This window comes from Haloarcula onubensis (genome assembly GCF_031624605.1).
GTDB lineage: Archaea > Halobacteriota > Halobacteria > Halobacteriales > Haloarculaceae > Haloarcula > Haloarcula onubensis.
Map to the genome: position 1 here is coordinate 219,529 of NZ_JAMQOS010000007.1, position 24,871 is coordinate 244,399.

The 24,871-nt window shown below is 66.6% G+C and carries 29 protein-coding genes; 13 read left to right on the plus strand and 16 right to left on the minus strand.

What is annotated here, in order from left to right; translation table 11 throughout:
• Positions 1-4: 4 nt before the first annotated feature.
• From NDI86_RS19190 to NDI86_RS19200, 3 genes are all read left to right on the plus strand, one after another.
• On the plus strand, positions 5-214 hold the full coding sequence (locus NDI86_RS19190) for a hypothetical protein (protein ID WP_310901949.1): 210 nt from the start codon (positions 5-7) through the stop codon (positions 212-214).
• A gap of 76 nt (positions 215-290) precedes the next feature.
• Positions 291-857 carry a YbhB/YbcL family Raf kinase inhibitor-like protein gene (locus NDI86_RS19195; protein ID WP_310901950.1) on the plus strand — a complete coding sequence of 189 codons (567 nt, stop codon included), beginning with the start codon at positions 291-293 and terminating at the stop codon, positions 855-857.
• A 143-nt stretch (positions 858-1,000) separates the two neighbouring features.
• Positions 1,001-1,501 carry a type IV pilin domain-containing protein gene (locus NDI86_RS19200; RefSeq protein ID WP_310901951.1) on the plus strand — a complete coding sequence of 167 codons (501 nt, stop codon included), beginning with the start codon at positions 1,001-1,003 and terminating at the stop codon, positions 1,499-1,501.
• A gap of 5 nt (positions 1,502-1,506) precedes the next feature.
• Here the strand turns inward: NDI86_RS19200 and NDI86_RS19205 are convergent, their stop codons facing one another.
• The gene (locus NDI86_RS19205; protein ID WP_310901952.1) at positions 1,507-2,544 is read right to left on the minus strand and encodes a YihY/virulence factor BrkB family protein; all 1,038 of its coding nucleotides are present in this window, start codon (positions 2,542-2,544) and stop codon (positions 1,507-1,509) included.
• Between the two features lie 152 nt (positions 2,545-2,696).
• The gene (locus NDI86_RS19210) at positions 2,697-2,858 is read right to left on the minus strand and encodes a hypothetical protein (protein ID WP_310901953.1); all 162 of its coding nucleotides are present in this window, start codon (positions 2,856-2,858) and stop codon (positions 2,697-2,699) included.
• 91 nt (positions 2,859-2,949) lie between these two features.
• Between NDI86_RS19210 and NDI86_RS19215 the strand changes: the two genes are divergently transcribed.
• The 3 genes from NDI86_RS19215 to NDI86_RS19225 all read left to right on the plus strand — a co-directional run bounded on the left by NDI86_RS19215 (position 2,950) and on the right by NDI86_RS19225 (position 4,602).
• The gene (locus tag NDI86_RS19215) at positions 2,950-3,510 is read left to right on the plus strand and encodes a DUF7547 family protein (RefSeq protein WP_310901954.1); all 561 of its coding nucleotides are present in this window, start codon (positions 2,950-2,952) and stop codon (positions 3,508-3,510) included.
• Positions 3,511-3,600: 90 nt separating this feature from the next.
• The gene (locus NDI86_RS19220; RefSeq protein WP_310901955.1) at positions 3,601-4,080 is read left to right on the plus strand and encodes an HTH domain-containing protein; all 480 of its coding nucleotides are present in this window, start codon (positions 3,601-3,603) and stop codon (positions 4,078-4,080) included.
• A 72-nt stretch (positions 4,081-4,152) separates the two neighbouring features.
• Complete coding sequence (locus NDI86_RS19225; protein WP_310901956.1) at positions 4,153-4,602, plus strand: HTH domain-containing protein; 450 nt, start codon at positions 4,153-4,155, stop codon at positions 4,600-4,602.
• A gap of 92 nt (positions 4,603-4,694) precedes the next feature.
• Here NDI86_RS19225 and NDI86_RS19230 read toward each other — a convergent pair whose 3' ends face one another.
• On the minus strand, positions 4,695-5,078 hold the full coding sequence (locus NDI86_RS19230) for a Zn-ribbon domain-containing OB-fold protein (RefSeq protein WP_310901957.1): 384 nt from the start codon (positions 5,076-5,078) through the stop codon (positions 4,695-4,697).
• Positions 5,075-6,226 carry a thiolase family protein gene (locus NDI86_RS19235; protein ID WP_310901958.1) on the minus strand — a complete coding sequence of 384 codons (1,152 nt, stop codon included), beginning with the start codon at positions 6,224-6,226 and terminating at the stop codon, positions 5,075-5,077. The genes NDI86_RS19230 and NDI86_RS19235 overlap by 4 nt, the downstream gene beginning before the upstream one ends.
• A gap of 110 nt (positions 6,227-6,336) precedes the next feature.
• Between NDI86_RS19235 and NDI86_RS19240 the strand changes: the two genes are divergently transcribed.
• A complete protein-coding gene (locus NDI86_RS19240; RefSeq protein WP_310901959.1) occupies positions 6,337-6,519 on the plus strand; it encodes a DUF7836 family putative zinc-binding protein in 183 nt (60 codons plus the stop codon).
• Here NDI86_RS19240 and NDI86_RS19245 read toward each other — a convergent pair.
• From NDI86_RS19245 to fabG, 3 genes are read right to left on the minus strand one after another with little or no spacing between them, the layout of a single operon-like run.
• Complete coding sequence (locus NDI86_RS19245) at positions 6,513-6,836, minus strand: DUF8022 family protein (RefSeq protein ID WP_310901960.1); 324 nt, start codon at positions 6,834-6,836, stop codon at positions 6,513-6,515. The two genes, NDI86_RS19240 and NDI86_RS19245, sit on opposite strands and share 7 nt — an antisense overlap.
• A complete protein-coding gene (locus tag NDI86_RS19250; RefSeq protein WP_310901961.1) occupies positions 6,836-8,416 on the minus strand; it encodes an acyl-CoA carboxylase subunit beta in 1,581 nt (526 codons plus the stop codon). The genes NDI86_RS19245 and NDI86_RS19250 overlap by 1 nt, the downstream gene beginning before the upstream one ends.
• 1 nt (position 8,417) lies before the next feature.
• On the minus strand, positions 8,418-9,161 hold the full coding sequence (gene fabG / locus NDI86_RS19255; protein WP_310901962.1) for a 3-oxoacyl-[acyl-carrier-protein] reductase: 744 nt from the start codon (positions 9,159-9,161) through the stop codon (positions 8,418-8,420).
• 249 nt (positions 9,162-9,410) lie between these two features.
• Here fabG and NDI86_RS19260 point away from each other — a divergent pair, with 249 nt between their 5' ends.
• From NDI86_RS19260 to NDI86_RS19285, 6 genes are read left to right on the plus strand one after another with little or no spacing between them, the layout of a single operon-like run.
• Positions 9,411-10,586, plus strand: coding sequence for an alpha-1 4-glucan-protein synthase (locus tag NDI86_RS19260; RefSeq protein ID WP_310901963.1), 1,176 nt, complete (start codon positions 9,411-9,413; stop codon positions 10,584-10,586).
• A gap of 44 nt (positions 10,587-10,630) precedes the next feature.
• Positions 10,631-11,782 (plus strand): extracellular solute-binding protein, encoded by a 1,152-nt coding sequence (locus NDI86_RS19265; RefSeq protein ID WP_310901964.1) that lies wholly within the window; start codon positions 10,631-10,633, stop codon positions 11,780-11,782.
• A 1-nt stretch (position 11,783) separates the two neighbouring features.
• On the plus strand, positions 11,784-13,400 hold the full coding sequence (locus tag NDI86_RS19270; protein WP_310901965.1) for an ABC transporter permease: 1,617 nt from the start codon (positions 11,784-11,786) through the stop codon (positions 13,398-13,400).
• 1 nt (position 13,401) lies between these two features.
• A complete protein-coding gene (locus NDI86_RS19275) occupies positions 13,402-14,538 on the plus strand; it encodes an ABC transporter ATP-binding protein (protein ID WP_310901966.1) in 1,137 nt (378 codons plus the stop codon).
• Positions 14,535-16,547: an ArnT family glycosyltransferase gene (locus NDI86_RS19280; RefSeq protein WP_310901967.1), complete on the plus strand. Its 2,013-nt coding sequence runs from the start codon at positions 14,535-14,537 to the stop codon at positions 16,545-16,547. Before NDI86_RS19275 ends, NDI86_RS19280 begins: the two co-directional genes overlap by 4 nt.
• Complete coding sequence (locus NDI86_RS19285; RefSeq protein ID WP_310901968.1) at positions 16,544-17,083, plus strand: gluconate 2-dehydrogenase subunit 3 family protein; 540 nt, start codon at positions 16,544-16,546, stop codon at positions 17,081-17,083. Before NDI86_RS19280 ends, NDI86_RS19285 begins: the two co-directional genes overlap by 4 nt.
• Positions 17,084-17,133: 50 nt before the next feature.
• Here NDI86_RS19285 and NDI86_RS19290 read toward each other — a convergent pair whose 3' ends face one another.
• The 9 genes from NDI86_RS19290 to NDI86_RS19330 all read right to left on the minus strand — a co-directional run bounded on the left by NDI86_RS19290 (position 17,134) and on the right by NDI86_RS19330 (position 24,861).
• Positions 17,134-17,310, minus strand: coding sequence for a DUF7987 family protein (locus NDI86_RS19290; RefSeq protein ID WP_310901969.1), 177 nt, complete (start codon positions 17,308-17,310; stop codon positions 17,134-17,136).
• 50 nt (positions 17,311-17,360) lie between these two features.
• Entirely contained in the window at positions 17,361-18,071 is a 711-nt protein-coding gene (locus NDI86_RS19295) for a dolichyl-phosphate hexose transferase (protein WP_310901970.1), read from the minus strand.
• Between the two features lie 89 nt (positions 18,072-18,160).
• Positions 18,161-19,213, minus strand: coding sequence for an HTH-type sugar sensing transcriptional regulator TrmB (trmB, locus tag NDI86_RS19300; RefSeq protein ID WP_310901971.1), 1,053 nt, complete (start codon positions 19,211-19,213; stop codon positions 18,161-18,163).
• A gap of 46 nt (positions 19,214-19,259) precedes the next feature.
• Positions 19,260-20,324 (minus strand): glucose 1-dehydrogenase, encoded by a 1,065-nt coding sequence (locus NDI86_RS19305; RefSeq protein ID WP_310901972.1) that lies wholly within the window; start codon positions 20,322-20,324, stop codon positions 19,260-19,262.
• A gap of 46 nt (positions 20,325-20,370) precedes the next feature.
• Positions 20,371-21,438 carry a Gfo/Idh/MocA family protein gene (locus NDI86_RS19310; RefSeq protein ID WP_310901973.1) on the minus strand — a complete coding sequence of 356 codons (1,068 nt, stop codon included), beginning with the start codon at positions 21,436-21,438 and terminating at the stop codon, positions 20,371-20,373.
• A 38-nt stretch (positions 21,439-21,476) separates the two neighbouring features.
• Positions 21,477-21,683, minus strand: coding sequence for a DUF8005 family protein (locus NDI86_RS19315; protein WP_310901974.1), 207 nt, complete (start codon positions 21,681-21,683; stop codon positions 21,477-21,479).
• A 2-nt stretch (positions 21,684-21,685) separates the two neighbouring features.
• A complete protein-coding gene (locus NDI86_RS19320; protein WP_310901975.1) occupies positions 21,686-22,882 on the minus strand; it encodes an ABC transporter ATP-binding protein in 1,197 nt (398 codons plus the stop codon).
• 4 nt (positions 22,883-22,886) lie between these two features.
• Positions 22,887-23,879, minus strand: coding sequence for a carbohydrate ABC transporter permease (locus tag NDI86_RS19325; protein WP_310901976.1), 993 nt, complete (start codon positions 23,877-23,879; stop codon positions 22,887-22,889).
• Between the two features lies 1 nt (position 23,880).
• On the minus strand, positions 23,881-24,861 hold the full coding sequence (locus NDI86_RS19330) for a carbohydrate ABC transporter permease (RefSeq protein ID WP_310901977.1): 981 nt from the start codon (positions 24,859-24,861) through the stop codon (positions 23,881-23,883).
• Positions 24,862-24,871: the final 10 nt, after the last annotated feature.

Genomic DNA, 24,871 nt, shown 5'->3' on the forward strand with positions numbered 1-24,871 from the left:
CACAATGTTAGTGCAACTACCGGACATCGACGAGGCGGAATCGCTCGAGACGTGGGCCGACGAGGTGGCCTCGGTGACTGGGGCGGACGACGTGGTCGTCCGGGCCATCGCGACGGCCGTCGACGGGCGCGACCGGAGCCCCGAGACGCCGTGGGACGCCGAGAGTTCCGGTCGGACGTACGACTGGCCGGCGAACGAACACGGCGACTTCTGAGCCGGTCGCGCGGGTCGCTTTGGCCCCGGCCGGCACGCACCAAAGCCGGGAAGTACACACGACACTGACTGCGGGTATGCGACGCCGAAAACTGGTCACAGCGCTCGGGACGGCGCTCGTCGGTGGAGTCGCCGGCTGTACCGGGTCGAGCGAACCGACTGCCGACGCCTTCGCGGTCGCCAGTCCCGAACTGGACGCCGGCGGCTCGCTGCCGACTCGTTTCACCTGCTACGGCGCCGGTGTGTCCCCGCCATTTTCCGTCGAACGCGTCCCGGACCCGACCGCGGCGCTCGCGGTCGTCGCGGAGTACGACAGCGGCGGTGTCACCGACCCTCTCTTCTGGACGCTCTGGAACGTCCCGCCGGACACCGACCGAATCCCGGCGGGCCTGTCGCGGTCGGCCTCCGTCGCCGCCCTCGGCGGGGCCCGGCAGGGACGTCGCGAGGGCGGCGACGTGGGATACGAACCCCCGTGCCCACAGCCCGGACAGCCCTACACGAACCGGTTTCAGGTGTACGCGCTGGGAGAGCGTCTCGACGTCGAGGGTGGGACCGACCACGACACGGCGTCCGAGGCAATCGGGAACGCGGTGCTGGCGAGCCGACGGATTACCGTCGACTTCGAGCGGACGCCGACACCCTGACCCGCTCTCACCTGGCTCGGGCGTGCGCTCCTGTTTCGACGGCCGTCGCGAACGCGGTTGACGGCCGTCACGAACGCGGGCCCGAATAAATTCTTCGCAAGTTCAACAGAATTTATTAGTACTAGGGAGAAATCTACAGCTGTATGGGGGGAGCACTGTCACGGGCCGACCGCGCGGTGTCGCCGGTGGTCGGGGTCACACTTATGATCGTCATCACGGTCGTGCTGGCGGCCACCACCGCGGCGTTCGCCCTCGGTCTGAACGGGACGGGCGACGACACGCCGCCACAGGGGAGTTTCACGTACGATTACACACAGACGGGGAACGGGGAGCTGCGGGTAGCCTACGAGGGCGGCGACACGCTCGACCCGAGCACCGTCCGAATCGAGACAGCGGGCGGGGCGTTCTGTCCGGCGCCGGGCAACACGAGTTCGTCCTGTTCGTCGTCTGTCTCCGAACTCCGGGCCGACAGCGAAGCCGACGGCAACGACTGGGTCGGCAGCGACATCGAGGCCGGCACGACGTTTGGCATCTTCGGCGACTCCTCGAACATGCTCGAGACGGCGACGGTCCGTATCGTCTGGGTCGACCCCTCCGTCGACCGCACCGTGGTCCTCGGGGAGTGGCAGGGCCCCGCGGCGTAGGGGCGTCACTCCTCGTCGAGCCACCACCGAAGCGTCAGCGCCACGGAGTCGTCGAGCCCGAAGACGCCGCTCTCTCGCTCGACGAAGGCAGCCTGTGGCGCGTCCAGCGTGACCGATAGCTCGCCGACGGTGACCGTCACCGTCTCGGCGTCCTCGGCAGCCTCGGACACCGCGTCGAGGTCCGACAGGACCGCCTGCCGACTGACACCCCCGTCGCCGGGCGTGGCCCGCTGGTCGACGCCGCCGACGACGGGGGCGATATCCACGTCTTTCGACCGGTTCGAGAGGACCGCGTTGAGCACCGCGCCCAGCAGGACGACCAGCCCGATGATGTAGAGCCACGTGAGCAAGAGCAGGATGCTGGCGACGAGGTTCGTGCCCGCCGTGGTCCCGGCGTTGAACTCGGTGAACAGCACCTGTGCGACGGTGAGCCCCACTGCGGCGAAGGCGGTCCCCGGAACGACCTCCACGGGCGTCACGTCGGTGTCCGGGAAGATGTAGTACATCGGGTAGAACACCGCGAACAGCCCGACGGTCGTCGCCACCGCTCGCAGTACGTCGCCGGCGGGCCCCGCGACGGACAGCGAGACGGCGTTCCCGAGGGCGCTGACTCCCACCAGGGCGACCGCGACGGTCACGAGCATCACCAGCCCATCACCCAACTGGTCGGCGAACGTGTTTTGCTCGCTGGTCTCGTAGATGTCCGAGAACGCCGTATCGAGCCCGCGGAAGATACGAAGCGCGCCCCAGACGAGAAACACCAGCCCGAGCAGGGAGACGGAGGCGTCGGCGTCGGAGAGTCCCTGCTGGATGAGGGCGCTGGCCTGCTCGGTCAGCACCGACTCGATGATACCGACGACCGAGTCACGGACGGCGACGTTCTCGGTCCGCTGGAGGACCGTCAACACCAGCAACAGCAGGGGCAGGATAGAGAGGAAGGCGTGATAGGCTATCGAGCCCGCCATGAAGGTAATCTTCTCCACTCTGGCCTCGTGGACGACGGCGCGGACCACCTCCTCTACCCGACTGGCTCTGTCGTGCATAGTCGGGGTTACGGAGCGCTCCGCAAATAGGCAGCGCTCGGAGACGTGCCAGTGTGTGAGAGACGGACCGCAAACAGCCAGACAGACCCTTTCTGGCTCTCTCACTCAGTTTCCGTCAAACTAGACACCGCCCAGGAGAGGGCAGACAGACCTTACACCCAGCGCTCGATTGTGAGGTCGGTCGCTATCCAGCCTTCTTTGTTGCCCGTTTCGGTGAACACCGTCCGGTCCGCACAGCTCTCGTGTGCCGTCACGGTCGGTCGCTCGTCGGCGTCCGCTTCCGGGACCCGAACCGCATCGCCCTGTGTGGCCATTAGCGGAGATTAGGCCTGCCTAATCTAAAAAGGTTTTTGGTCTGCCTAATCCTCGCGGCGGGCTTTTGTGTCCCACCGTCCAAGTGGGGGTATGACCGACGCCGAGGAGGACGTCTCCGCTCTGCTCTCGGAGCTCGTCAGGACCCTGCAGGACCTCCAGACGGAGGTCGAACCCCGGACAGAGCGCGGTCGGCCGCGCCCGCCCACGCCCGAGGAACTGCTCCGCTTTACCAGCGACGTGACGATACCGGCGGCCATCCTCGTGTTGAAGACGAACATCGAGGCGCTGAAGCTGCTCCGTCGGGCGCTACGCCTGGCGGAGGGCCGACCAGCTACCGTGTCGAGCGGCGGCGGTGTGCAGGAACGAGCGACGCAGTTGAGTCGGGCGACGCTGACGCGGCTGGACGACGCGCTCTCGGACCTCCAGGGAGCGGTGGAGGGGCGACCGGCGGACGCCGAGGCCAGAGAACTTCTGACCGAGGCCAGAGAGCTCCGTGAGGCCCTGGCCGAGCAACTGGCCGAGAGCCAGTCCGTCGACGGCGCCGAGGACATCGAGGCCACGGAGGTGCCGGTCGACGTCGACGCCGAACTGCAGTCTATCAAGGACGACATCGACGACGTGAGCGACGGCGGGCCGGGAGACGGCACGTGAGGTGTGGCGTGCGGTCGGGGTGTGGGTCGCGTAAACATAACCCAAAAAACATAACGTTTTATTATTGTAGAGGCGTATCCTCCGATACCGATGCCGAACACAGAGTGTCCACAGACGCGGCGCGCGGAGCTGTTCGTCAGGACTGACCTGCCGACACCGTCCGAGAAACGACGAGACGCCGTCGAGACACGCCTCGAGCGACTCCGACGCGCGGGTCGTATCGACGAGTTCGAGACCACCGTCTGGGCGAAGCGGGTCCCGGTCGCCGCCACGGACTGTGCCGAACGCACTCGCTACGAAGAGTTTCGCGACTGGGCGACAGAGGCCGGGGCCACGCTCGCGCCCTTCTTCGACACCAGGCTCTGTTACAGCTGGGAGACCGGGGAGAAACGGACGGAACTGGTCATGCCGGCCCTGTGTCTGGCCGTCTACGAGGACGGTGACCTGGTCCAGGTCGCTCCGTTCGCCCGCGGCGGCGCGCCCCACTCCATCGAGGAGTGTCTCGACGACCTCGAGACGGGCCGGGAGCCGACGACCCCCGGAGAGGTGACCATCTCCACCGCCGATTAAATCTACCAGACATGTACACCGATACGGCTATCTCCGGACTCGTCGTAGGACACTCAGCAGGTGTACAGTATCATGAGTCACAACAGACGGTTAGCGGTGTACCTACGCAGACCGGTCGCTGACGGGACCGAACAGCGCCAGACCAGTGTTCTCGGCCGAGCCGACGCCCTCCGCCAGCAGGGGCTCGTCGACGGTGTCGACGTCACCTACTGGCACCGGGTCGCGACGGGGGCGGACCCGCGGGAGATGGCGGACATCGAGACGCTAGAGCGGTGGGCCGCCGACAACGGCTGTTCGCTCGCGCCGGCGTTCGACCGCCACGACCGTCACAGCGTGTTCACCGGCGACGACACCGTCGTGACGCTGCCGGTCGCCTGCGTGGCCTACTGGGAGGGCGACCGACTCCTCGGTGTCTACCCCCACCGCGGGCCGTGTGGCCACTGCACGCTCGCCGACGGTCTGGACAGAATCGAAGCCGCACTACAGAGCGGCGAGTCCCTTCACCCGAGGACTCGACGGTAGCGGTCCGACCGCGAGGTCACCCGGGGACTCGACGGTAGCGGTCCGACCGCGAGGTCACCCGGGGACTCGACGGTAGCGGTCCGACCGCGAGGTCACACCGGGTCCCAGCGGTAGCCGCCCCAGTCCTGGCTCTCGGGGTTCGCGCTCTTGAGCCCCACGTCGGGGTCCCGAAGCTCCTCGACGTAGACGGGTTCGACCACGTCGCCGGTCTCGACGTCGTCGGTCGTCACCTGGCCGAGCGCGCGGACGAACGTGTCTTCGAGGTCCAGATGCGAGACGTCGAACTCGACTATCGCCATCGTGTTGGGCTCTCGCACGCCCGGCGGCGTCGCCGTCGAGGTGGTCCACGTGACCACTTCGGCGCGCTCCTCTGAGAGGTCCGTCGTCTCCGCCTGGGGTTCGCCACACTCCGGACAGCGCGGATGCGTGGGGTACGTGACGTGCCCGTTCGGACAGATACCTGCTTCCAGCGTCATTCTGCGGCCTCCATGATGGTGGTGATGACACAGTTGCCAAAGCCGCCGACGTTACAGGCCAGTGCGGTGTCGGCCTCGACCTGTCGCGGGCCGGCCTCGCCGACGAGCTGTTCGTATATCTCGACGCCCTGTGCGACGCCGCTGGCGCCCAGCGGGTGGCCCTTCGATTTCAGTCCGCCGGAGGTGTTGATGGGCAGGTCGCCGTCTTTCTCGGTGGTGCCGTCCATCGCCAGCTCCCAGGCGGTGCCCTGCTCGGCCACGCCGATACCCTCCAACTGGAGGAACTCCAGAATCGTGAACATGTCGTGAAGTTCGGCCACGTCCAGGTCCTCGGGGCCGAGCCCGGCCATCTCGTAGGCCTGCTCGCTGGACTCGACGACGCCGCCCATCACCGTCGGGTCGTCGCGCTCGTGGACGACGTGGGTGTCGGTCGCGCCGCCGATACCGGAGACGACGGCGTACTCGTCCGCTATCTCCTCGGCGCGTTCCTCGGTCGTAAACAGCATCGCGGCGCTGCCGTCCGTGATGGGACAGAAGTCGTAGAGTCGGAGGGGGTCCGCGATGATGGGCGACTCCAGGGCCTTCTCCATCGTTATCTCCTTCTGGAACTGTGCGTTGGGGTTGTCGACGCCGTTCTCGTGGTTCTTGACGGCGACGCGAGCGAGCGACTCACGGGGGGCGTCGAACCGTTCGAGGTAGTGCCGGGCGGTCATCCCCGCGAAGGAGGGGAGCGTGACGCCGTGTTTGTACTCCGCCGGGTGGGTGATGGAGGCGATGATGTCCGTAGCCTCACCCGTCGTCTTGTGGGTCATCTTCTCCCCGCCGACCAGCAGGGTCATCTCGCTGGCCCCGGAGGCGACCGACTGCCAGGCCTCGTAGATGCCCGCCCCGCCCGAGGAGGAGGTCTGGTCGACACGTTCGCTGTACGCCGGCAGGACCCCGAGGTCGTGGGCCAACGCGTTCATCACGCCGGTCTGGCCCTCGAACTCGCCGCTGGCCATGTTCGAGACGTACAGGTGCTCTACTTCCGTCGGTGTGACGCCAGCGTCGTCGAGACACTCCTCGCCCGCCTGCGAGAGGAGTTCCTGAATCCAGGCGTCGCGCTGCCCGAACTTCGTCATCGACGCGCCGATTACTGCGACTCCCATGCCCGAAGCGTCTCAGGGCGCCGGTGTATTCGTTACGGTCCGGTAACTCCGTGGTACCGGCTCCGCGGACCGACACAAGATATATGCACGTGCCATTGTCACGCTAACACATGCAGGAGGCCTGGCTGCAACTCCACTGTCCAGACTGTGACAAGAACTGGGAAGCGGCGCCGACCGACCTCCCCAGCCCAGACACGCCGTTTACCTGTGACGACTGCGGTACAGCGCGGCCGCTCTCGGAGTTCATGAAGACGACCCGCGACCTGGAACTACTGCGGGAGTTCCATCAGTAACGCGCCCGCGCCGCCGCCTTCCACTCCTCGCCGCGCTCGACGTTCCGGGGCCGGCGCCGCTTGCCAAAGCGCGCGAGTCGCCCGGCCATCGTCCACTCGTCCACGTAGTCGGGCGAGTCACTCGCGGCCGCGGCCGCCGCGGCGGCCCGCTGGCGGTCGGTGATGTGGGCGCTGACCGCCGCCGAGATAGCCGCGGCCTCGGCTTCGGTCGCGTCGTCGGGAATCGATACCTCGACTCTCGGCTCGGCGGCCGCCGCGACCGGTGTGTCGGCAGCGCCGGTGTCCGTCTCGTCCGCTGGTTCTTCCAGTGATGACATTACAGTGGGATGTTACCGTGGTCTTTCGGCGGGCTGTCCTCGCGCTTGCGGGAAAGCAGGTCCAGGTCGTCGATGAGCCGTTTGCGCGTGTCCTTCGGTTCGATGACGTCGTCCAGATAGCCCCGTCTAGCCGGGCCGTAGGGGTGGGCGAACTCCTCGCGGAAGTCGTCCATCAGCTCCTGGCGCTTGGCGTCGGGGTCGTCGGCCTCCGCTATCTCGTTGCGATAGAGGATGTTGACCGCCCCGCGGGGGCCAAGCACCGCCATCTCGGAACCCGGCCAGGCGTAGTTGACGTCGCTGCCCAGGAACTTCGAGGACATGACGATGTAGGCGCCGCCGTACGCTTTCCGGACGACCACGGAGAGCAGCGGCACCGTCGCCTCTGCGTAGGCGTAGATGAGCTTCGCGCCCCGGCGGATGATGCCGTTGTGCTCCTGGTCCGTGCCGGGCATGAAGCCGGGAACGTCCACGAAAGTGAGGATGGGGATGTTAAAGGAGTCACAGAACCGGACGAACCGGGCGCCCTTCTCCGCGGCGTCGATGTCGAGCGTCCCCGCGCTCACGCGGGGCTGATTCGCGACGATACCGACGGACTGGCCGTCCATCCGGGCGAAGCCGGTGATGACGTTGCGCGCCCAGTTCTTGTGGACCTCGAAGAAGGACTCCTCGTCGACGATGCGGCCGACGACCTGTGACATATCGTAGGGTTTGCGCGGCGCCGAGGGGACGATATCGGTGACTTCGGGGACCTCCCGGTCGGGTTCGTCCCAGGGCTCGACCCGCGGCGGGTCCTCCATGTTGTTCTGTGGGAGATAGGAGAGGAGTCGCCGGATGTTCTCCAGGGCCTCCTCCTCTGAGGGATAGGAGAAGTGCGCGACGCCGGACTTCGTGGAGTGGGAACTGGCACCACCGAGTTCCTCCTTCGAGACCTGCTCGCCGGTGACGGTCTCGATGACGTTGGGCCCGGTGATGAACATGTGGCTGGTGTCCTGTACCATGAAGGTAAAGTCCGTCAGCGCCGGCGAGTAGGTCGCGCCGCCGGCACACGGCCCCATGATGGCCGAAATCTGGGGGATGAGCCCGCTGGCTTTCGTGTTGCGCTCGAAAATCTTGGCGAAGCCGACCAGCGAGTCGACCCCCTCCTGGATACGGGCACCGCCCGAGTCGTTCAGCCCGATGACGGGGACGCCGTTCTCGATGGCCTTGTCCATCACCTTACAGACCTTGTCGGCGACGACCTCGCCGACGGAGCCGCCAAGGACGGTGAAGTCGTGGGCGAAGAGGAACACCTTGCGGCCGTCGACCTCGCCGTAGCCGGTGACGACGGCGTCGCCCGGGAAGCGTTTGTCCGCCATCCCGAAGTTGGTCGACCGGTGTTCGACGAAGGGGTCGACCTCGGTGAATGTGCCGTCGTCGACCAGGAAGTCGATGCGCTCGCGGGCGGTCATCTTCCCTTTCTCGTGCTGGGACTCGATACGCGACTCGCCCCCGCCGAGTTCGGCCTCGCGGCGCCGCTCTCGCAGTTCCTCGATGGGGTCGTCGGTCGTGTCCGGTGTCTCGTCTTCGTCTTGCTGGCTCATGTCACCACTCCATGCCGCCGTTGACGCCGAGCACCTGTCCGGTCATGTAGCTCGACTCCTCGCTGGCGACGAAGCGAACGATACCCGCGATGTCTTCGACCGTGGCGAACCGGTCGAGCGGTATCTGTCGGAGAATCTTCTCCTGGACGCGCTCGGGCACCTCCTCTAACATGTCCGTCTCGACGAACCCCGGCGCGACGCAGTTCGCCGTCGCGCCCGTGTGTGCGAGTTCGAGCGCGAGCGTCCGGGTGAACCCAAACAGACCCGACTTCGTCGTGGCGTAGTTGGCCTGCCCGATGTTGCCCTGCTGGCCCACGACACTGGAGATGTTGATGAGCCGGCCGTGGTCAGCACGCTTGAGGTCGTCGTAGAAGACGTCGGTACAGTTGAACACGCCGCCGAGGTTGACGTTCATCACCGTGTCCCAGTCCTCCCGGGTCATCTTGTCGAACTTCTTGTCGATGGTGATACCGGCGTTGTTGACGAGCACGTCGACGTTACCGAACTCGTCGTTCACCTCGTCACACATCGCCTGTACCTCGTCGGCCTTGGCGACGTCGGCCTGTGCGGCGATGGCGTCACCGCCGCTCTCGCGTATCTCCTCGACGACCGCCGCGGCCTCCGCCTCCGAGGAGCGGTAGTTGACCACGACGTTGGCGCCGTGCTCGCCGAGGTCAGTCGCGATACCGCGGCCGATACCCCGCGAGGAACCGGTGACCACGCAGGTCTGGTTTTCGAGGTTCATCCCCTGAGACGACCCCCGTCGATTCGTGTAGTCATTGTTCGCCTAGTGAGCCAAAGCACAGCCAGATAATAGTTCGCCTTAAACGCGGGTAATCACCGGGCGGAGAATATTATCATCCGACATCCGTTCACGCGAGACCGCGCGAAATTACCTTCGAGAGAACGTTTTTCGGGCGGCGGTCCATCGGTTCGGATTGTTTGGTCGGCCTAAAACGGAACGCTCTTTAGGGTTGCCTAAAGATTTCGCACCATGACCGCACAGGACATCTGTGTCATGGTTCCGACGATTCGGAACCCCGGATGCATGCGGGCGTACTTCGAGAACGCGCGCGAACACGGGTTCGACCTCGACCGACTGTTCGTGGTCCTCATCACCGAGGACTTCTGTGACAGCGAGTCCATGCGGGCGATGCTCGACGAGGCGGGCGTCGACGGGGCCGTCTTCGACGAGGAAGCCCGCGGCGAGTGGTACGCCGAACGGGGCATCAGCGAGTTCTCGCATCTCGTGCCCGCGGCCAGCCACGCTCAGACCTCCTTCGGCCTGCTGTATCTCTGGGCGCACGACTACGACTACGGCGTCTTCATCGACGACGACACCGCGCCCCACGAGACCGTGGACTTCTTCGGCACCCACATGGCGAACCTGGCCTTCGAGGGAGAAATCGAGCGCGTTCGCTCGGACGAGAACTGGGTGAACGTCCTCTACCAGAACGAGGACGACCACGGGCTCTACCCGCGTGGTTACCCCTACGCGGCGATGGACGAGACCGTCGAGACCGACACGACCGAGGTCGACCGCGTCGTCGCCTCCCAGGGCCTCTGGACCAACGTCCCCGACCTCGACGCCGTCCGCATCCTGATGGACGGCGACCTGCAGGGTCAGGCACAGACCCGTACCTCGGCGGCGGACTTCGACGGTGACTTCGTCGCCGCCGAGGGTCACTATCTGACCGTCTGCTCGATGAACCTCGCCTTCCGCCGGGAGGTCGTCCCCGCCTTCTACCAGTTGCCGATGGACGACAACGCCTGGGACGTGGGCCGCTTCGACGACATCTGGTCGGGCCTGTTCCTCAAGCGCGCCTGCGACGTGCTGGGCGGGACCATATACAACGGCGACCCGCTGTGTGAGCACAACAAGGCCCCGCGTTCGACCTTCTCGGACCTGACGAACGAGGTCCACGGGCTCGAACTCAACGAGCACGTCTGGGAAGAAGTCGACGCCGTCGGCGACGACGCCGACTCCTACCGCGAGGTGTTCCGGGCGATGGCGGACCGCCTCGCCGAGGGCGACTACGACGACTGGGAGAACGGCGCCTTCCTCAACCACTGCGGGGAGTACATGCGCGACTGGCTCGACTGTCTGGCCGCGCTGGAGGCCGACACCGCCGAAGCGCCCGAACCGGCACCGCCGGCCGCCGACGACTGAAAACGCAAACCATTTAGGCAAACCTAAAACATAATCAACCAACAATGACGGACTCCACTAACGACTCCTCCCGACGCCGGTTCCTCGCGCTGGGCGGCGCGACAGCGGCGGGCTCGCTCGCCGGCTGTTTCGGGCTTTTCAGCGACGAAGAGAACAACAGCATCGGTGTCTCCCTCTCCGACTTCCGTGGCTCCGGTCCGCTGGTCGACTCCCGCGGCCAACCCGGCGGGACCTCCATCACCGACCTCCCCGACCTCGAAGGCAGCCTCACGGTCTACCTGGGCGGCGGCGAGGGCGGCCTCTACGTCGACCTGCTGGACCTCTTCGAGCAGGCCTACGAGAACTTCACCGTGAACCACCGGGTCGACTCCTCGTCGAGCCTCGCGAACCAGATTATCGAGGAAAACGAGAACGACGCCACCCAGGCCGACCTGTTCATGTCCGTCGACGCCGGTTCGCTGGGCGCAGTCGCCAACGCCGGCGCGACCCAGTCCCTGCCCAGCGAAGCGCTGAACGCCGTGCCGGGAAGCTTTCAGGACAGCGACGGCCGCTGGGTCGGCTTCGCCGGCCGCGCCCGCGCCATACCGTACAACTCCGACCGACTCTCCGAGTCCGACATCCCCGACTCAGTCCACGACTTCCCGGACGCCGGCGTGCTGGAGGGTGCGATGGGCTGGGCGCCCACCTACGGCGCGTTCCAGTCCTTTATCACAGCGATGCGACTGAACCGCTCCGACGACGTCGCCCGTAGCTGGCTGAACGGGATGCAGAACCACGGCGTCACCGAGTACGGCAACGAGTTCGCCATCTCCAACAGCGCCGCCGACGGCGAACTCGCGGCCGGTTTCGCGAACCACTACTACTCGCTACGGGTCCGCTCGGCCCGCCCGAACGCGCCGCTGGAACTGGCCTTCACCGAGGGCGACGCCGGCGCGCTGGTCAACGTCTCCGGCCTGGAGGTTCTCGACGGGACGACCAACGCCGAACTCGCCGGCAACTTCGTCCGACACGTCCTCTCCTCGGAGGCCCAGGAGTTCTTCGCCACCCGGACCTTCGCCTACCCGATGATTTCGGGGGTGGCGCCGGTCGGCGGCCTCCCGCGCATCGACGACCTGAACCCGCCGGACATCAGCCTCACGGAACTGGCCGACGTGTCGGGTACCGTCGACCTGATGCGAGACGCGGGCGTCCTCTGAGATGGGCGCGAGCGACCGTCTGGACCGGATTCGCGAGCGGGCGAGCGTCGCCGACCGCGACGCCGACGAGCCGACGGTGCTTGCCGTCGTCGTCCTCGCCATCTCCCTGCTCCTCCTCTCGCCCATCGCCTGGGTACTCATAGAGGCCAGCGAGATGCCGACCGGCCGGCTGGTCGAACTCGTCGTGAGCGACACGACGACGGCAGTGACGGTCAACACGCTCGTGCTGGTCGCCGCCGTCACCGCGATGTCTGTCTGCATCGGCGTCCCGCTGGCCCTGCTTACGGTCCAGACCGACCTCCCGTTCAAGCGCTTTTTCACCGTCACCGCGGCGCTCCCGCTGGTGGTCCCGAGCTACATCGGCGCGTTCGCGTTCGTCTCGGCGTTCGGTCCGCGAGGCGAACTGGCGGACCTGCTCGCGCCGCTTGGCGTCCAGCAGATTCCGACCATCTACGGCCTCCACGGCACCGTCCTCGTGTTGACGCTGTTTACGTACCCCTACGTCTTCCTGACGACGCGAGCGTCGCTCATCTCCTTCGACGGGACGGTCGTCGAGGCCGCACGCACCCTGAACGCCAGTCGCTGGGAGGCGTTCAAGCGGGTGACGCTCCCCCAGATTCTGCCGGGCATCGCCGCCGGCGCCCTCCTGGTGGCGCTGTACACGCTCTCCGATTTCGGGACGCCCGCCATCATGCGCTACGACGTGTTCACGCGCATGATATTCGTCGAGGAGCAAGCCAGGAACCTAGACGCCGCGGCCGTCCTCTCCTTGCTCTTGCTCGTGCTCGCGATGGCGATACTCGCCGTCGAGTCCCGCATCGGCGCGAGCAGGGACGGGGCGTACGTCTCCAGTGGCGACCGCCGACCCGGCGAGATACAGCTTGGCTACTGGAAACTGCCCGCGATGGGCTTCTGTGGCGCTATCGCCACGCTCTGTCTCGTGCTGCCAATCGGTATCCTCGCCCAGTGGCTGGTCCGCTCTACCGCGGCCGCGCCCGAGGGGTTCGTCTTCGAGGCCCAGCACGTCACGAACTCGGTGGTGCTCGCGGCGGGCGCGGCCGGCCTCTGTGTCGTCGTCGCGCTGCCTATCGCCTACCTCTCCGCGCGCGGGACCGGGACGCTCTCCTCGCTGCCCGAACGGGTGTCGTACGTCGGCTACGCGGTGCCCGGCGTCGTCATCGGGCTCTCGCTCATCTACCTCGCGCTGCAGTTCGTCCCGTTCCTCTATCAGAGCCTGTTCGTGCTCGTGTTCGCCTACGTCGTCCGCTTCCTCCCCCAGGCCGTCGGGACGACGGAGTCCTCGCTGCTCCAGGTCGACCCGAGCTACATCGAGGCGGCCCGCTCGCTGGGCTACGGGCCGATGACGTCTTTCCGGAAGGTCGTCCTGCCGCTGGTCGCGCCGGGCATCGCCGCCGGCGCCGCACTCGTGTTCCTGACGACGATGAAGGAGCTACCGGCGACGCTCATGCTCCGACCCATCGGCTTCGAGACCATCGTAACGTACATCTGGCTGGTCCGCGGAGCAGCATACCAGGGACAGGCGGCGGTCCCGGCGCTGATTCTCGTCGGCGTCTCGGGACTCTCGATGCTCATCATCCTCAGACAGGAGGGTCGGTAACATGGCGAATTCAGAGACAACCCACCGGATATCGGCGTTCGAATCGGTCGAGACAGCGGTCGACGACCCGGAACAGACGGTCCTCTCCATCGACGGCGTGTCGAAGGCGTACGGCCGAGAGGCGGCCGTCGAGGAGCTCTCGCTGTCGGTCAGGGACGGGGAGCTACTGACGCTACTGGGGCCGTCTGGCTGTGGGAAGACGACCACGCTCCGGATGATAGCCGGGCTCGAAGAGCCCACCTCGGGGACTATCACCATCGCCGGCGAGACGGTGACTGCCGACGGTGACGGGCCGTTCAAAAAGCCCGAGGAGCGCGACGTGGGTATCGTCTTCCAGGACTACGCCCTCTTCCCGCATCTCACCGTCGCGGAGAACATCGCGTTCGGGCTGGACGAACTGGACGACGAGGCGACCGACGCGCGGGTCGCGGAGCTGCTGGAACTCGTCGACCTGCAGGCCCACGAGGAGAAGATGCCCAGTCAGCTCTCGGGCGGCCAGCAGCAACGCGTCGCGCTGGCGCGCTCGCTGGCGCCCGAACCGGACGTCCTCCTGCTGGACGAGCCGTTCTCGAACCTCGACGTGCGCCTGCGCGTCGAGATGCGCGAGGAGGTCCGGCGCATCCTGAAGCGGGCCGGCGTCACCGCCATCTCCGTGACCCACGACCAGGAGGAGGCCCTCTCCATCAGCGACCGCGTCGCCATCATGAACGACGGCGCCATCGCTCAGGTGGGCAACCCCGGCGAGGTGTTCGAGAACCCCGAGAGCCGCTTCGTCGCCAGCTTCCTCGGCCAGGCGAGCTTCCTCTCGGCCCGGGTGACCGGCGAGACGCTGGAGACCGGCCTGGGGAGTTTCGACCTCGGACTGCTCAACGGCCCCATCGAGGCCTACGACGGCGCGATGATAGACGTGCTCGTCCGCCCGGACGACCTCCAGGCGATGCCGGCCAGCGAGCCCAAGGCCGACGGCTACGTCGTCCACCGCCAGTACAACGGCCCCAACTTCATCTATCGGGTGGAACTACACAGCGGCGACGTGGTCCACTGTATGCACAACCACGTCGAGACGTTCGACGCCGGCCAGCCGGTCGAGGTCGACCTGGTCGCCGACCACGAACTGGCCTGGTATCCCGCGGAATGAACCGACTGCGACGACCCCGCACGCAGGCGGCGCTCGTCGCACTCCTCGGTGGTCTCGCGGTGTATGCCATCGCCCACCTCGTCTTTCCGTACCACACCAGCAACCACGACGAGGCGGTGTACCTCCAGCAGGCCGCGATGTTGCTCGACGGACACCTGTTCTTGCGCCCGCCCGTCGACGGCCCCTTTCGCCCCTGGTTCTTCGTCGAGAGCGAGCGGGGGCTGTACTCGAAGTACACGCCCCCGACGGCGGCGATGTTCGCCGTCGGGAAGCTGCTTGGCGGCTACCGCATCGCGCTCGGTATCGTCGCGACTGCCACGCTGGTCGGGACCTACCACACCGTCCGCGAGGTGTTCGACGCTCGGACGGGCGTCCTCGCGACGGTCCTCATGCTCGCCTCGCCGCTGTTCGTCGTGGAGGCGTCGGTCTTTCTCTCGTACGTCCCGGCGATGTGCTGGAACCTCGCGTTCGCGGCGTCGTACCTCCACGCCGACCGGACCGGCAGCCGACGGACCGCGGCGCTTGCGGGTATCGCGGTCGGTATCGCCTTCTTCACGCGGCCCTACACGGCGGTGCTGTTCGCGACGCCGTTTATCCTCCACGCGCTGTGGTCGCTGCGCGAGCGGGGTCGTGGGGCACTCGACAGGGTCGGGCTGACGGCGGCGTTCGGGCTTGTCGGCGTCGCCGTGACGCTCGGTTACAACGCCGTGATGACCGGCCACGCGCTCGTGTTCCCCTACCAAGCGTTCGCGCCGCTCGACGGCCTTGGCTTTGGCTACCGGGAGATTGCCGGCTACTCGCGGACGTTCACGCCCGCACTCTCCCTGCGGGCCAACGCCGAAGTCCTGGCGCTGTTCGCCACCGAGTGGGTCGTCGCCGGCCCGCTCGGGACCCTCGCCGCACTGGGTGGTCTCTGGACCGTCCGAAAGCGGGGATTCGACGACCGAAAGCTCGCGCTGGCCGGCGTCGGGCTCACGGTCCCGCTCGGGAACCTCCTGTTCTGGGGGAACCTGAACGTGCTGGGGGAGCTCTCGGACCCCTCGGACGGTCTCGTCTCCTTCTTCGGGCCGTACTACCACACCGACCTGCTGGTCCCGACCGTCGCCTTCGGCGCCGTGGGCGTGCTGGCCGCCGTCGAGTGGGCCCGCGAGTCCGCCCCGCGGCTCGTGAGCGCGGAGCGGTCCGGTCCGGCCCTGACGGCGCTGTTGCTGGTGGGTGCGGCACTCGCCGCCAGCGTCGCCGGCGCCGCGGTGGCCCCACCCGTCGGGGAGAACTACGACGTGACCCGACAGTACGAGCAGGCCTACGAACCGTTCGACGGGCGCGACCTGGACGACACCGTCGTCTTCCTCCCGCGGACCTACGGCGACTGGCTCAACCACCCGTTTCAGGCCCTGCGCAACGACCCCGGTTTCGACGGCGAGACGGTGTACGCGATGCAGCGCGACCAGTTCGCCGTCGTCGACAGCTACCCCGACCGGACGTACTACCGGTACGTCTACCGCGGCGGGTGGGCGCCGTTCCTGGACCAGTCGGTCGAGCCGCGGCTCCAGCGGGTGCGGGTGGCGAGCGGCGAGACGGTGCGGACGGACCTCACCGCCACGGTACCCGCGGCGGCCGAGTCGGTCACCGTCCAGATACACAACGGGACGGCAAACACCAGCGCGAACGAGTACACGACCGCTCGGGACGCGTCGCTGCTCTCACTGCGGCTGGAGACGGACGCGAACCGGAGCCGACTCAGCGGCGACACCGTCGAGACCCCCGTAGCCGTCCCGACGCCCGAGCGGGGTACGGTAACGGTCGTCGCCTTCGTGGATTACGGCGCAGACAGAGCCGTAAAGTACCGCTGGGCCGTGCCGGTAAACGAGACGGGCTCGGGCGTGCGGGCGATGACGCCGCGCATGGAGGTGTGCTGGTCCGAGCGGTACTGCGGCGGGCAGGCCGCCTACGTGCCCGGCGCCCACCGCGACGGAATCCGACTCGACGCCACGGTGAGACAGGGATGACAGAACTCGACAGACGCGACGTGTTGAAGGCGCTCGGCGCTGCCGGTATCGCGGTCGGCGGCGGCGCGGCGCTGCTGGAATGGGCCGACGACGACGGCGGCGACTCGATAGTCACCGACCACGAACGGCGCACGTTACACGCCATCGCGACGACCGTCTACCCGAGCGAGGTCGGCGGTGTGGAGTCGTTCGTCGACGGCTACATGTCCCGCCGGCTGGCGGCCGATTCGGAACGGGCCGAGCGCGTCCTCGACGCGCTGTCGGAACTGGACAGCTACGCACGGGAGTGGGAGGACGCAGACTTCCGGGAGCTTGAGCCGGCGAAACGGGACGAGACGCTGCGTGCCATGGGCGTGGCCGAGGCCGAGCCGGTTCCCGACGGCGCCCCACGCGAGCGGGTGCGGTACTACCTGGTCAACGAACTCGTCTACGGGCTCTACACCTCGCCCACGGGCGGGGAACTCGTCGGTATCGAGAACCCCCAGGGCTACCCGGGCGGGACCGAGAGCTACCGACAGCCGCCCGGCGGGGAGTGACCGGGCGTTCGCGGAGCGATTAGGGGAGCGGAGAGCAGCGCCCCGGGGCTCTACGCCGCCCGCCTGTCGAGGTACTCGTTAGTCAGCGTGGGGGCGACGACGCCCAGGCCCAGGAGTATCGCGCTGCTGACCCACACCGGGGGCGATGCCGTCTCGATGACGGCGTACAGGAGGAAGAGCGTCACCGCCAGGTAGGCGGCGATGACTGTGTTCTCACGGGAGACCATGCGACATCGTTCGACGCGTCGGCATATAGAATTTGTGCGCCGGTCGGCGCTCACCGAAGCCGCTCTTCGAAGGCGACCTTCAGGATGGACCCGGCGATGGCCGCGCCGCCCTCGAACGGGTCGAGCTTGGTCTCGCCCGTGCGTTCGTCGTACTCGATGGGCCGTTCGCGCACGTCGTAGCCCCGCATCAGCGGGCGCATCAAAAGCTCCGCCGACAGGCCGGTGTTCTCCGTCCAGCGTATCTTCTGGACGACCTCGCGTCGGTAGGCCCGCATCCCCGTGGTCGTGTCGTGGACGCGCTCACCCATCGCGACGGAAGCGAGCAGGGCGAACAGTTCGTTACCCAGTTTGTTCAGCCCCGGCATCTCGTCGGCGCCGTCGTAGAGCCGGTCGCCGCTGACGACGTCGGCGCCGTCGTTTATCTCCTCGAGGAAGTCGGGCAGGCGCTCCATCGGGTAGGTGTCGTCGCAGTCGGTGGTGACGACGACCGGCCGCTCGGGCGTCAGGACGGCCTTCCGGACGGCGACGCCGTACCCCTGCGGTTCCTGCTCGATGACCGTCGCGCCGTGTTCACGGGCGATTTCGGGCGTGCGGTCGCTGGAGCCGTCGACACAGGTAACCTCGGCCCGGCCGTCGGTGACCCGCTCGATGTCTTCCAGGACGGTGGCGATGGCCTCGGCCTCGTTGTAGGTTCCCATCACCACGGCGAGGTCGTCGAACGTGAACTCCGAATCGCCGTTTCGGGACGCCTGTGAACTCATTACGCTATCTCTGGCGCGAGGGGTTTAGTATTTTTAGGTTCACCAAAATTAACGACAGGTGGCCGACAGTTCCTGCCGAAGTGCCCCACTCAGACGGACGGCGGCGCGTCCCGGCCCACCCGAATCTCGTAGGCCTCGATGTCCTCGTAGGCGGCGACCTGTCCGCCCACGTCGACCGGGCCGTCCTCGGTCATGACGACCAGCGTCGCCACCTCGCGGTTCGGCCCGAACGACACCTCCTCGACGCGGCCCTGGACGACCCAGCTGTCGCCCGACTCCACCTCGCGGCCCTCGATGGTGGCGTAGAACTCGCCCTCCAGTGACGCCAGGTCAGAGATACACCGACGGATGGTGCCGTAGCGACGCGGGAACCGGAGTTCCGAATCGTCGCTGGCTATCTCCTCGGCCGTCGTCCAGAGGACGGTGTTGAGGAAAGCCGAGACGAGAAAGCCGAGTTCGGAGCGGTTGAAGATGACGCCGTATCGGTCCGGCTCGCCGCGGACCGACTCTCGGGTCGCGTATATCGAGTAGTCCCCGTCGGCGACGGCCACCACCGGCGTCGTGATTCCGCGCCGGACCTTCACCGTGCTCGCCACCGCCTCGTAGTCGAACTCGGCCGGGTCGGGGGCGTCGGCCGCGGGCGAGAGCAGTATCTCCGTCGCGATACCGGCCTCCCGTCGGCTCCGGAGCTTGCTCTCGAAGCGGGCGAGCAGCGACGGCGTCAGCGACAGCAGGAGTTCGTACTCCGCGGCGTCGATGATGTCCTCCAGATAGCGCAGGATAGTCGGTCTGGACTTCACCAGCGAGACGGCCTCCGGCTCCCGGGCGGGCGCGGTGTAGCGCGCGGAGAGGTCGTCGACCAGTTCGTCGAGCGAGTCCTGGATGTCCCCGAAGGCCTCTCGCGGGTCGATGGCGAGGACCTTCATCGGTCGGGACTCCTTGAGTTCGACCAGCCCGACGTCGCCGAGGCTCCGGACGGTGTCGTACACCCGCGGCTGCGGGATGTCCGTCCGCTCGGCTATCTCCGAGGCGGTCAGCTCCCCGTGCTGGAGTACCGCCAGATACGCGGTTATCTCGTACTCGCCGAGGTTGAACCGCGAGATGACCCCATCGAGTGCCGCCTCAAGGTCGTCGCTTGGCATACGGGCGTGGCTTGGCCGGAGCGCTACAAAGAAGTTCTGACCGTCGTCAGAGGGCCGCGAACTCGACGACGCCCTTTATCTGGTCGTCGTCGTCCTCGAAGGCCGCGTCGACGGTCTCGGGGGTCGCTATCGTCGTCACGAGCTCCTCGAGTAACCACTCTGGCATCGCTTCGAGCGTGTCGACGGCGTCTTCGAAGTGCGTGACGTGTGAGTTGACCGTGCCGATGAGACACTTGTTGTGCAGGACGATGTCCTTGTGGAACGCGCCGCCGTCGATTTCGAACTCCCAGGGGCCGGGGATGCCGAGCAGGGCGCCGACGCCGTTGGGCGCGAGCGCGTGGACGGTCTGGACCGCGTGGGGGGCATAGCCCGTGGCCTCGAAGACGTAGTCGACGGCCTCGTACGCGTCGGGCAGTTCGTCGACGGGCGTCTCTCGGGAGTCGACGTAGGTCGCGCCGAGTTCGTCCATCACGTCGATGGTGGGGTCCGGTCTGGACCGGCGGCCCACGCAGTAGGTACGCTCGAACTCGCGCCCGAGCATCCACAGGGTCAGCAGGCCAAGCGAGCCGTTGCCCAGCACGCAGGCGGACTCGGGGCGCCACTCGAAGGGCTCGCGCGTCGAGAACGCGTGGTCGTTGGCCTTCTCGGCGATGGAGATGGGCTCGACCAGCATCCCGTACTCGGCCAGTTCCTCGGGAATCGGGACGAGGTTGTCGGCCGGCGACGTGAAGTACTCCGACATGAAGCCGTGGTCGCCGACGATGCCGCGCTCGACGTACTCGCCGTCGGGGGCCATGTCGGGCTCGCCCCGTCGGAAGTACTCGTTCGTCTCCCCGTCGGGTTTCCGCCGGACGGTCGGGACGACCACCTGGCCGGCTTCGAGGCCCGACCCGTTGCCGTCTTCGACGACGCCGACGGCCTCGTGGCCGAGTATCATGTACTCGGACCCCTCGGGATAGCCGCCGTGTGAGCCGGCCACGACCTCGTGGTCGGTTCCGTCGACGCCGACGCGCAGCGTCCTGACCAGCGCCTCTCCCTCGGTCGGTTCCGGTCGCTCGACGTCGAGTAGCTCCGGGCCGTCCCCGTCGCGGGTAACACCGATGGCTTTCATTCTAGCTGAACCTCCGTAGAGGGATGGTTAAAATTGTCCATGAGAGTCAGAGCGTGATTGCGCGCCCCTCTTCGCTAGAGCGGTAGATAGCGTCCAGCACGCGCTGGACGGTCAGTGCCTCCTCGACGGTGTTGGTTCCGGGCGGTTCGCCGGACGCGACGCTGTCGACGAACGCCTCCAGTTCGATACCGTGGGCGTCGTCGGCCGCCGTCTCGATTCGAGAGGTCCGGTGGTGGTCAACGCCGGTCGAGACGGTCTCGTACAGCTCCATCTCGTCGTCGCTCAGGTCGATTTTGGCCCCGGCGTCGGAGCCCCGTATCACGTACTCCTGGCTGTCGGGGCGGTTGGCCGCCCAGGCGACCTCCAGTGCGATGGTCGAGCCGTCCGCACAGCGGATGAGCGCCGAGGCCGAGTCGTCGACGTCGAACCCCGCTGAGCCGTGGTCTTCGCCCCACATGTTCACGTAGGCGTACTCCGACCGGGTACCGAAGGTCGCCCGCGTCTGCCCGGAGACCTCGACAACCTCCGGAAAATCGAGCATGTACAGCGAGAGGTCGATAGCGTGGACGCCGATGTCGATGAGGGCCCCGCCGCCGGCCAGCGCCTTGCGAGTGAACCAGGAGCCCCGGCCCGGGACGCCGCGCCGTCGCAGGTAGTTCGCCTCGATGTGGTCGAGTTCGCCCATGGTCCCGTCCTCGCGGTAGCCGACCAGGGCCTGGACCGGGTTCCGAAAGCGGTTGTGGAACCCGACCATACAGAACCCCTCGGCCTGCCGGGCGGCTTCGGCGATTCGCTCGGCGCTCTCGATGGAGTGTGCCAGCGGTTTCTCCACGAAGACGTCGAGGCCCGCATCGAGCGCGCCGACGACGTACTCCTCGTGGAACTTGTTGGGCGTGGTCACGAGCACCGCGTCGACCTCGGCGTAGAGCTCGTCCTGTCGTTCGTAGGCTGTCGCGTCGTATTGGGCGGCAAAGCGGCCACGGGCGTCCGGGTCGACGTCCAACCCGGCGGCGATGAGGTCGCCGTGACCAGCCTTCTGCAGGCGGTCGCAGTGCAGTCTCGCGATGTTGCCGAGACCGATAATGCCCAGACTGATTGCGCGTTTCTCGTTCATTATATTGGGAAAGGAACTGGAGACGGATATGACTCCGGTTAGTAGAGCTGCTGTTCGCGCTCGTCGCGCTCCTGCTCGCGTTCGCGCTCCTCGGCTTCGGCACGGCGACCGCGTCTATACTGGACGATACCGGGGATTATCTTGTTCTTCATGTCCAGCGCGAACGACGCGATACCGTACGCCCAGAAGAAAAACAGCACTAGCATCCCGCCCCAGTAGACGGTCGCGACGAGTGTCGAGTCCATGGTCAGTCGTCCGATTCGGCCTCGCTCCCGGTCTGGCTCTTCCCCGTCCATCCCCCCGCGAGCGAGTGCGTGATCGCCTCGCCGGAGGCCGTCTCGAAGAGGTGGACGTTCCGCCGGTCGACGACCACCTGGACGTCCTCGTCTTCCGCGATGTCGGAGTCGGGGTCGATACTCATCAGCAACTGGTCGCTGGTGGCCTGCTCCTGTGACATCGAGGTCTCGCCCTCGCCCAGCAGCATGTAGGCGAATATCTCGTCGCCCATCGGTTCGAGGATGTCCGTCCGGGCGTCGATGAGCGCCGAGGGGTCGGATATCTCGTCGCGCAACTCGCCGGGGTAGATGTCCTCGGGACGGATGCCGATGGTCACGCTGTCGCCGACGCCGACGCCGTCGACGCTCGACGGGTCGAAGGAAAGCGAGAAGTTCTTCGTCTCGATGGCGTCGGCCTCGACGGTCCCCTCGACGAAGTTCATCGACGGCGAGCCGATGAAGCCGGCGACGAAGAGGTTGTCGGGCTCGTTGTAGCAGGTCAGCGGCGGGTCTATCTGCTGGAGACTGCCGCTGTTGAGGACGGCGATGCGGTCCGAGAGGGTCATCGCCTCCTCCTGGTCGTGGGTGACGTAGATGATGGTCGTGTCCAGTTCCTTGTGCAGGCGCTGGAGCTCGGTCCGCATGTGGACCTTGAGCTTGGCGTCTAAGTTCGCCAGCGGCTCGTCCATCAGGAAGACGTCCGGCTCGCGGACGATGGCGCGGGCGATGGCGACGCGCTGGCGCTGCCCACCGGACATCTCCTCGGGCATCCGCCCGAGCATCCCCTCTAGCTGGACGATGTCGGCCGCGCGCTCGACGCGGCGGTCGATCTCGTCCTGCGGGTAGTCCCGCAGGCGCAGGCCGAAGGAGATGTTGTCGTAGACGTCCATGTGGGGAAACAGCGCGATGTTCTGGAACACCATCGCGATGCCGCGGTCCTTCGGGGGGAGGTTCGTGACGTCGCGGTCGCCGATGTAGACCGTCCCCTCGGTGGGGATGGTCAGCCCGGCGATGGTCTCCATCGTGGTCGACTTCCCACAGCCGGAGGGACCGACGAAGCAGATGAACTCCCCGTGGTCGATGTCTAAGTTCATGTCGTCGACCGCGGTGACTACCTCACCCTGGTCGTCGTAGCGTTTCGTGACGTTTTCGAGTTTGAGTGATGCCATTGTGTTACTCCTTGAGTGCGCCGGAGGTCAGTCCGCTGACGATGCGCTCCTGGGCGACGATGACGAGTATCACGACCGGCAGGACGCCGATGATACTCGCGGCCGCCATGAGGTTGAACTGCGTGGTGTACTGGGTCTGATAGCTGAGGATACCGCCGACGATGGGCGACCACTTCGCGGCCTCGGTGGAGGTCGCCATAATCGAGCTGAAGAAGTACTCGTTGTAGACGGCGATGAAGGTCAACACCGCGGCCGTCGCCACACCGGGGGCCGACAGCGGCATGATGACCCGGAACAGCGCGCCCAGGCGGGTCGTCCCCTCGACGCGAGCGGCGTCCTCTAAGCCGTCTGGAATCTGGCCGTAGAACGTCGTGAGGATGAAGATAGACAGCGGCATGAACAGGGCGCTGAAGGGCAACACCATCGAGCCCGGCGTGTTCAGCAAGCGCGGCGGCGTGAACAGCGGAATCTCGGTAAAGGGCAGCGTTATCGGCGCGTTCCCGGCGAAGGCCTGGAACAGCGGGATGACGAACGCGGCCGGCGGGAAGTAGCTGATAGCCAGAATGCCGAGCATCAGGAACGCCCGGCCGGGGAAGCGCAGTCGGCCGAAGACGTACCCCGCGAGGCTCGCGACGACGATGACGATGACCGTCGTCGTCACGGCCAGCGCGAAGCTGTTCAGCATGTAGAGGTGGAACGGGACCTGCTCGAAGACGGTGATAAAGGCCGTCGGATTGAACCCTTTCGGCACCGGTAGCGGGAACGTCGCGCTAACGCCGAAGAGGTCGATAGACGGCAGGAAGCTCCCCACCAGCAGCCGGCCCTCGGGCGTGACCGCCAGGACGAGCAGCCAGTAGAAGGGGAACAGCGTCGTCACGAGGAAGAAAGCCATCGCGACGTAGAACAGCACTCTGTACACCTTCTCGGGGTTCTGGATAGCGGACTGCGTCCACCGTGCCAGCGGTCCCTCGCTCTCGTTGTCGGTTGCGGTTGCCATGTCAGATCGCGTCCTCCCCTTGCCACAGGATGATTCCCATCACGACGATACCGATGATCGCGGCCGTGACGAACGCTATCGCGGCCGCGGTCCCCTCGCGGGTGTTGAACGTCGCGACGACCATACAGGACAGCGACGGGACGACGGCACAGCTCGAGACGGTGTCGATGATACCGTACACCCGCATCGCCTGCACGGACCGGAACAGCACGGCGACGCCGATGGTCGGCAGGATGAGCGGGAACGTGATGAGCTTGAACTGCTGCCACTTGCTCGCGCCCGCGACCTTCGCGACGTCGTAGAGGCCGCGGTCGATGCTCTGCAGGCCCGCCAGGATGAGCAGCGCCATGAACGCCGAGGTCTTCCAGATGTCGGCGACGATGATGATAAACGTCGCACTCGTCGTGTCGTTTAGCGTGTTCGTCGGCGCCAGCAGACCGAGGTCGGCGAGTGGCGGCGTCGCGAACCCGACGTTCGAGTTGAACATCAGGAAGAATATCATCCCCTGGATGACGATGGGGACCGCCCACGGGATGATGATGGCCGCGCGGACCCACCGTCGCCCGTAGAAGTCCTGGTCGAGGATGAGCGCCTGTCCGAGACCGAGTATCGTCTCGAAAGCGACGCTTACCACGGCGAAGATAATCGTCACCACGAGCGCGCTGTTCAGCATCGCAGATATCGACAGCGAACTCGGGACGAAGGTCGTCCCGCCCGGCAGGAAGCGGTTCTTCCCCCCGGTGAACAGCTGCACGTAGTTGTCTATACCGACGAAACTCCTGCTCGTGAGGTCCAGCGAGGTAGCGAACAGCGACAGCTCGAACGTCCGAAGCAGCGGGTACAGCGCGACGACACCGAGGAGGACGAAAACGGGAATGAGCAACAAGTACGCGTACTGCGTGTCGCTCAAGTTCTCCATCCAGCGCATCGCGTCCACGAGCACGCCGGAGCGACGCGACTCCCGGCCTGTCTCAGTGCTCATGTCGTGACCC